General features: G+C 52.0%; 6 protein-coding genes. 1 reads left to right on the top strand and 5 read right to left on the bottom strand.

Annotated features, from left to right (window positions below):
- Positions 1-18: 18 nt before the first annotated feature.
- The 5 genes from JZI27_RS20960 to JZI27_RS20980 form a co-directional block, all read right to left on the bottom strand.
- Positions 19-1044 (bottom strand): sugar-binding transcriptional regulator, encoded by a 1026-nt coding sequence (locus tag JZI27_RS20960; protein ID WP_280209112.1) that lies wholly within the window; start codon positions 1042-1044, stop codon positions 19-21.
- Positions 1045-1225: 181 nt separating this feature from the next.
- The gene (locus tag JZI27_RS20965) at positions 1226-1495 is read right to left on the bottom strand and encodes a glutaredoxin family protein (RefSeq protein WP_122911124.1); all 270 of its coding nucleotides are present in this window, start codon (positions 1493-1495) and stop codon (positions 1226-1228) included.
- Positions 1496-1501: 6 nt separating this feature from the next.
- Positions 1502-2878: an RNA polymerase factor sigma-54 gene (gene rpoN / locus JZI27_RS20970; protein WP_280209113.1), complete on the bottom strand. Its 1377-nt coding sequence runs from the start codon at positions 2876-2878 to the stop codon at positions 1502-1504.
- Positions 2879-3031: 153 nt separating this feature from the next.
- Positions 3032-4072, bottom strand: a complete 1041-nt coding sequence (locus JZI27_RS20975; protein WP_280209114.1) for a FecCD family ABC transporter permease — start codon at positions 4070-4072, stop codon at positions 3032-3034.
- A complete protein-coding gene (locus JZI27_RS20980; protein WP_280209115.1) occupies positions 4065-5081 on the bottom strand; it encodes a FecCD family ABC transporter permease in 1017 nt (338 codons plus the stop codon). The genes JZI27_RS20975 and JZI27_RS20980 overlap by 8 nt, the downstream gene beginning before the upstream one ends.
- A gap of 171 nt (positions 5082-5252) precedes the next feature.
- Here JZI27_RS20980 and JZI27_RS20985 point away from each other — a divergent pair.
- A partial coding sequence (locus tag JZI27_RS20985) for an ABC transporter substrate-binding protein (protein WP_280209116.1) occupies positions 5253-6038 on the top strand: 786 nt, incomplete at its 3' end.

A 6038-nucleotide genomic window follows, 5' to 3' on the forward strand; every position in this document is an offset into this window, starting at 1 on the left:
CAAACCATCGTCCTTCCGTTACAATCGTGTGGACAGTAAGGATCTTGCAGCTCCTTCATCCGTAACAAGTACATTCTGACACGACTGTTTCGCAAAGGAAAGGATTGCTTTTGCCTTGCTTTCGCCTCCCGCGATGGATAACACCTTCTGTGCTTTTTTCACTTCGTCCAGCTGCAGTCCGATGGTCGGCATGTGATAGACGGTCTCGCCTGCTTCATTAAAATAGTAGCCAAACGCCTCAGATACAGCCCCTGCCTCCTGCAACGACGCCAGCTCTGCTTCGGAGTGATTTCGCCTTTTGGCCATCGAAATCGCGTCTCCGATCCCGTGAAGGACGATTCGCGCCTCCCGCAGCAGCTCTAGTACCTCTTGGACCTGCGGCTCTTTGCGCAAGGTCTGCAAGGCCTCTGGCTGAAGCCGATCCGGCACGTGCAAGAGACGATAGCTCGCACCGGTTTTGGCGGCCATTTCGGAGGCAAGTGTATTTGCCTGCAACTCCGCTTGCTCGGATAAACCACCTCTGGCGGGCACAAACTTGACGCTCCTGAACACCGATGAAGCAGACAGATGATGCGCCAGGCTTGCAACGGAAGTTCCGCCCGTGACAGCCACGATGTCGCCCTCCTGGACGGTCTGCTTCAGGACTCGTGCTGCTACGCGCCCCAACTCTTCCTTTACCCACGGGGATTGGTCAGCATTGCCCTGAACGACGATGACTTCCGGTATGCCCAGCAGGCTTTGCATTTTCTCAGCCAGATCCGTCAGTCCGAACAGTTCACCGACCAATGGCTCCATTTCGTCCAGCACCTGCAGCCCCTCTGCCGTCAGGTTCATGCCTGCCGCGGTCACATGCAGCAGTCCCGAATCCTTTAGCAGCTCAACTTCTGCCCGCAGTATGCGTTCTGTCGTCCCTATGGCCTGAGCCAGACCGCGCCTGCCGATTGGTTGCAGATGATCAATGGATCGAAGCAGCATGTATCGCTCCCGCAACACCTGTACCAGGTCAGGCAACAGCTTTTGTTGCAATTCCACTAAACGACGCATGCACAACCTTCCTCATTTGTCAGATTCATCATTATAGGGACTTAATATGTCCCGCTATATACATTTTATGTCCCGCTCGCCGCAAAAAAAAAGAAAATGTGCTACAAACTGAATGTAGCACACCTGACAGCAACTTTCAAGCTTCCCGGCGCCCATTGTTGGAAAGGCCAGGAAAATCAAGCTATTTGGCTGTTCTTCGCTGCAATTCCTGATCCAGCTCGGCTAAGGTCACGACATGGGAAACGGAGCGAAGGACGACCTCCCCATCGATCGCCACTGCCGGAATCACCAGCATATATGTTTCATGCAGCTTCGGATCTTTTTCAATATCAACGATCTGCAGATTCAACGGATATAGCTCACCCAGAGCACGGATGTTTTGCTCCACGTCATCACACAGCTTGCAGTTTTTGCGTCCATACAAGACGATTTCCATTGGCTTTTTGACCATCACGGATTAAAACCTCTTTCGTTTGGCCGAGGAAGGAATGAGCATTTCCTCCCTATATTTGGCTACAGTCCGGCGCGAAATCTCGATTCCCTCTGTCAGAAGCATCTCGGAAAGCTTTTGATCAGACAAGGGAACTTTCCGATCCTCCTGGTCGATCAGCGCCTTGATCCGCCGCTTGACACTCTCAGATGAGGTGGCTTCCCCGCTCGCTGTAGAAAGGGCTGAGGTGAAAAAGTATTTGAGCTCAAAGATGCCGCGCGGAGTTTGAACGTATTTGTTGCTGGTAGCCCGGCTGATCGTCGATTCATGCAGACCAACCCGTTCTGCAATTTCCTTTTGGGTCATCGGCTTGAGATAATGCACACCGCGCTCGAAAAATTCCAATTGCATATCGACGATCGCCTGTGTCACACGCAACAGTGTGAGTCTGCGCTGCTCCAAGCTTTTTGCCAGCCACATGGCAGCATTCAGCTTGTCGTGGATAAACTGCTTTGCCTCTTCCTCGCTCTTCGGCTGTTTCAGCATTTTTTCGTAAAAGTTGTTAATTTTCAAACGCGGAGTGGCGATGTCGTTGACCAGGACGACAAACTCATTCCCCACCTTTTCCACAGAGACATCCGGAATGACATATCGGGTCTCATTCGTGGAAAAAGCAGCTCCCGGACGCGGATTCAGCGTCCGCACCAGATCAGCCATCGCCTGTACATCCAACACCGTACAGCCTACTTTGTCCGCGATTCGTTGATAGCGATTGTCTGCGAGATCCTGCAAATGGAACTTGACGACCTGGACGATCTTTTCATCATCCAGCGCAAGATGCTCCAATTGCAGGAGCAAACATTCCTCCAGATTGCGTGCTGCTACTCCTACCGGATCGAAGTGCTGCAGAACCGACAGGACGTCCTCGAGCTCCTCCAATTCCACGCCCAGGCTAGCCGCTGCTTCCTCTGCGCTTACTTCCAGGTAGCCCTTTTCGTCCAGATTGCCGATCAAAAATAGGGCGATTTTTCGCTGCAAGGGTGAAAATCCTTTGACGTACCCCAACTGGTTTTCCAAATGCTCATATAAGGTCGTAGCACCTTGAGAAATGTAGTCTAATGGATTGTAAGTGCTATCATTTTTAGCCACACTATACTCACCCGTTGCCCGATTGCCCACGATCTCCTTCCAGTCCAATTCGTGCGTCGGTTTTTCCACCTTGGCTGAAGCGACCTCGCCTGCCGCATCCTGCAGTTCGATCACGGGGTTTTCCGTTGCCTGTTCTTGCAGATAGGAGATTAGATCAATGGTAGAATATTGCAAAATAGTGATCGCTTGCCGCAGTTCCGGTGTCATGACTAAACGAAGCGTCTGCTCTTGATATAACCCCATTCCCATGTTCATAAGGCTGCCCCCTTCCCACACTGCCACTCGCATTACTCTTTATCGACATTATATTCGTTCTCTCATGCAATTTTCCTGCCAATATTTGATTTTTCGACCTGTAGGAATAACCCTATTCACTTGCGAAATGGGGTACATCTTCGTTTACGCTTTTTATCCTTGGCGACTTTTATATAGAAGAAACATAAAAAACGGGGCTCCTACCGCTGCGGTAAAGACACCAGCTGGTACGTCGAGCGGAACAAACATCGTCCTGGCCACGAGATCGGCTAACAGGACAAATAGGCCTCCCAGCAAAGCAGAAGCAGGCAGCAGACTGCCAAAGGACGAGCCGACGAGCTTGCGGGCCATATGAGGGGCCATCAGACCAACAAAGCCAATCCCTCCCCCAATCCCAACCGCGGCAGCTGCCAGCGCTACACTGACGGCGATCATGAGCAAGCGCTTGCGTTCAACTGCGACACCTACGCCCTTGGCAACATCGTCACCCAGCTCCTGCGCGTTTAACGTTCTGGCCTGCATCAATGTGATCAGCAAAAACCCGATTGTCCACGGAAGCAAGGTGAATACGTGGTCCCAAGAGCTGCCGTAGACCGTTCCCGACATCCAGCCCATCGCCTGCGCAGCCAGATACAACGGTCCCGAGATCAGGAAAAAGATCGTCAAGGCAGCCATCGCTGTCGAAATGGAGACGCCGATCAAGGCAAATCGAAACGGGGACAATCCCTTTTTCCACGACGCCAAATAGGTAAGGAAAGCTGCAAAAAACCCTCCGATCAGCGCCACAAAAGGCAGCCAATGGATACTGTACGAGCCGTTGGAAAAGGCAATGAAGGCCACTGCCGCAGCCGTAGCGCCATTCGTGGTTCCGACCAGATCCGGCGAGGCCAGCGGATTGCGGATCAGAGCTTGCAGGATCGCCCCTGATACCGCCAAGGAAGCTCCCACTAATACTGCAACGGCAATCCGCGGAAGCCTCAGCTCAAGGATCACTAGCTGATGCGTACTATCCCCCATGCCGACCAGACTTTTCAGCACCTGCACGACGGGGATCTGGATACTGCCAAGGCCAATACTGACGACACTCACCCCGACCAAGAGAAGCAGCAGCAAGCACTGAATCACGATAGAGCGTTTATCCATCTGGTACGAATACATGGGACGCTGACTGCGAACGACAACAAATCTACTCATACGCCCTCCTTCTGACAATCGCAATGACGAATGGCACCCCGATGACGGCTGTGGCTACACCAACTGGCACCTCATTTGGCATGAGTAAAAACCGGGAAAGCAGGTCTGCCAAAACCAAAAAAATCGCCCCAAAGACAATGCAGTACGGAATCAACCAGCGGTGGTCAATACCGACCAGATACCGGCAAATATGCGGAATAATAATGCCTACAAAACCAATCGGACCAGTCAGCGCAACCGAACCCCCAGCCAGCAGGACGACCACGATAACAATCGCGGCTTTTACCCACACCGTTTTCTGACCCAGGCTTTTGGCTACATCATCCCCCAGTGACATGATGTTGAGAGAGGTCGCCAGCATCCCCGCAAAAACCCAGCCACACACCAGGTAAGGAACGATCATGAGAGCGTGACGCAAATCTCTGCCAGATACGGAGCCGACCAGCCAATACAAGGCTTCCTCCATTGTCACATTGTCGATCAGCATCAGCAGCGATGTGAGCGAAGAAGCAAATGCCGCCACCGCAGCACCTGCCAGGGTGACCTTGATCGGAGACATGCCGCCTCTGCCTGCCGAACCCAGCAGGTAGACGAACAGTGCCGTCAATCCGGCTCCGATAAAACCCACCCACATCAGCTCGCTGAAGGAAAACATGGAACCGAATAGATAAAGTGCAAGGACGATCATCAAAGCTGCTCCCGAATTGATTCCGAACACCGAGGGAGAAGCCAGCGGATTGCGTGTGAGTGCCTGGAGCAATGCACCGGCAACGGCAAGACTTCCCCCGACGAATGCGGCTGTAATCGCACGAGGCACCCGGGTATGCTGGATGATCAGATGCTCGTTGCTCCCGTCAAAGCTGGTGTACGCCTGAATGGCAGTGGTCATCTGAAAGTTCTGCAATCCGTACAGAACACTCGCCACCATGGAAAGCAGCAGGATCACCAAACCAGCAATGAGGGCAACAGACTTTTGATACCGAGTGGAGAAAAATGATTCCACGTCCATTCCCTTCTTTCTTCTACACATTACCTGTATTGTACGGGGCTATTTCCCACTCAGTCAACGATAATGATTCTTATTATCAAAATAATCATTGACATGCCTTTTCCTGAATTATACAGTATGTATTGTGATAATGATAATTAATTTCAATAAAGATTTTGGGAGGTTTTCTTCATGAAGTTAGTTCGCAAGCCAGCTTTTCAATTGGCAAGTGCAATCGGATTATCGCTGATGCTTCTTGTCACCGGGTGCGGAGGAGCCAGTCAAAGCTCCTCGAGCAGTCAGCCTGCCGCCACGCCCGCCACTTCTGCGCCTGCTGCGGAAGCAAGTGCGGCACCAGAGACAAAAAGCGAAGCCCGCACCATCAAGCATGCAATGGGAGAGACCCCGATCACAGGCACTCCCACTCGCGTAGTCATTCTCACCAACGAAGGAACGGAAGCCCTGCTATCCCTCGGCATCAAGCCTGTAGGAGCGGTGAAATCCTGGCAAGGCGAGCCGTGGTATGAGCACATCAAAGACCAGATGCAGGACGTAACCGTGCTGGGTGAGGAAACACAGCCCAACCTCGAACTGATTGCCAGTCTGAAGCCAGACCTCATCCTCGGAAACAAGGTTCGTCAAGAAAAGGTCTACTCCCAGCTATCCGCGATTGCACCTACCGTCTTTTCCGAAGAGCTGTCCGGCAACTGGAAAACCAACTTCAAGCTTTATGCGGAAGCCGTGAACAAACAAGCGGAAGGCGACGCTCTTTTAGCTGATTTTGACAAGCGAGTAGAAGAAGCCAAAACAAAATTGGGCGAAAAGACCAAAACCCAGGTATCCCTCGTTCGCTTCCTGAATGGAAAGGTTCGCGTCTACATGAAAGATACATTCGCTGGTGTATTGTTCAATCAATTGGGCTTTGCCCGTCCTGCCGCTCAGGATAAAGATGAATTCATGCAAGTGATTGCGAAGGAA

This window comes from Brevibacillus sp. AY1 (assembly GCF_029870785.1).
Taxonomy (GTDB): domain Bacteria; phylum Bacillota; class Bacilli; order Brevibacillales; family Brevibacillaceae; genus Brevibacillus; species Brevibacillus invocatus.

Excerpts from the sequence above, each read along its gene's own strand:
- JZI27_RS20980 (WP_280209115.1), bottom strand. The coding sequence starts at position 5,081 with ATGGACGTGGAATCATTTTTCTCCACTCGGTATCAAAAGTCTGTTGCC.
- JZI27_RS20960 (WP_280209112.1), bottom strand. The coding sequence starts at position 1,044 with ATGCGTCGTTTAGTGGAATTGCAACAAAAGCTGTTGCCTGACCTGGTA.
- JZI27_RS20975 (WP_280209114.1), bottom strand. The coding sequence starts at position 4,072 with ATGAGTAGATTTGTTGTCGTTCGCAGTCAGCGTCCCATGTATTCGTAC.
- rpoN (WP_280209113.1), bottom strand. The coding sequence starts at position 2,878 with ATGAACATGGGAATGGGGTTATATCAAGAGCAGACGCTTCGTTTAGTC.
- JZI27_RS20965 (WP_122911124.1), bottom strand. The coding sequence starts at position 1,495 with ATGGTCAAAAAGCCAATGGAAATCGTCTTGTATGGACGCAAAAACTGC.